This window comes from Methylobacterium sp. P1-11 (genome assembly GCF_008329595.1).
Lineage (GTDB): Bacteria > Pseudomonadota > Alphaproteobacteria > Rhizobiales > Beijerinckiaceae > Methylobacterium.
Map to the genome: position 1 here is coordinate 1 of NZ_NPKS01000093.1, position 1222 is coordinate 1222.

The window sequence follows — 1222 nt, forward strand, 5'->3', positions numbered from 1 at the left end:
ATGAGTCGGAGGCAGCCTTTAGTCGCGCCTTTAAGGCGTTGTTCGGCCATTCGCCGAGGGACGAGAGCATCTGATCGACCGGGCCTAATTCCGATGGCTAAGCCATTCGAGGTCTGCAGGTTTTAATCTCAGCCGCCTTAGACCAAACCTTTCGCTGCCAGTTGGACACCTCCAAGAACCTCGCGGTTTGAAGGGTTTCGTGGCGTGATGGCGTCGTCGGCCTGTGAGGTGCTGTGATGCGCGGTCAGCCCGGTTTTTTCGACGTGGATGAGCGTCTGAAGGATCTCTCGGCCAAGGGCGACGCGCTAGAGCGGCTGAACCGCATCGTTGATTTCGAGCTGTTCCGGGATGACCTCGCCCGTGCCGTGCCCCGCTCAGCCGGGTCGCAGGGCGGTCGCCCACCGTTCGATCTCGTGTTCATGTTCAAGGTGCTGATCCTCCAGGCCAGCCACTCGCTGTCGGACGAGCGCACGGAGTTCCTGATCAAGGACCGGCTGTCGTTCATGCGCTTCCTCGGGCTCGGGCTGTCCGACTCGGTGCCCGACGCCAACACGATCTGGACGTTCCGCGAGGCGCTCACCCGGGCCGAGATTGCGGGGAAGCCGGCCATCGCAGTGCTGTTCGCGGCCTACGAGGCGGCCCTGAGGCAGGCCGGCTTCCTGGAGATGGGCGGGCAGATCGTCGACGCCACGGTGGTAGCCGCGCCCAAGCAGCGCAACACGGAAGCCGAGAAGGCGGAGCTGAAGGCCGGCCGTGTGCCCGACGCCTGGAAGGCCAAGCCGGCCAAGCTCGCCCAGAAGGGCCGCGACGCGCGCTGGACGATCAAATGGTCGAAGGCCAAGCCGTCCGAGGACGGGGCGAAGCGCGTGGACATTGCCGTGCCGGCCTTCGGCTACAAGAACCACATCGGCATCGATCAACCACATCGGCATCGATCGTCGCCACGGGCTGATCCGAACCTGGACCGCCACCGACGCGGCCCGCCACGACGGGGCGCAACTGCCAGGTCTCCTCTCGAAGACCAACACCGCCGGCGACGTCTGGGCCGACACGGCCTACCGCTCGAAGGCCAACGAGGCACACTTGGCGGGCAACGGCTTCCGCTCCCGCATCCATCGCAAGAGTAATTACCCAGGGGGTATCCGGCGACTGCGGCTCGCATCGTGCGGGCGTTCCCCTCTTGCAGAGTTTGGATTTCGCTGATTCCTTCGTGGGATGGGGC

The 1222-nt window shown here is 64.9% G+C and carries 1 pseudogene; it reads left to right on the forward strand.

Going from position 1 to position 1222, the window contains the following annotated elements:
• Nucleotides 1–236: 236 nt before the first annotated feature.
• Nucleotides 237–1122, forward strand: a pseudogene (locus CIW48_RS32840) (IS5 family transposase); the annotation flags it as partial.
• Nucleotides 1123–1222: the final 100 nt, after the last annotated feature.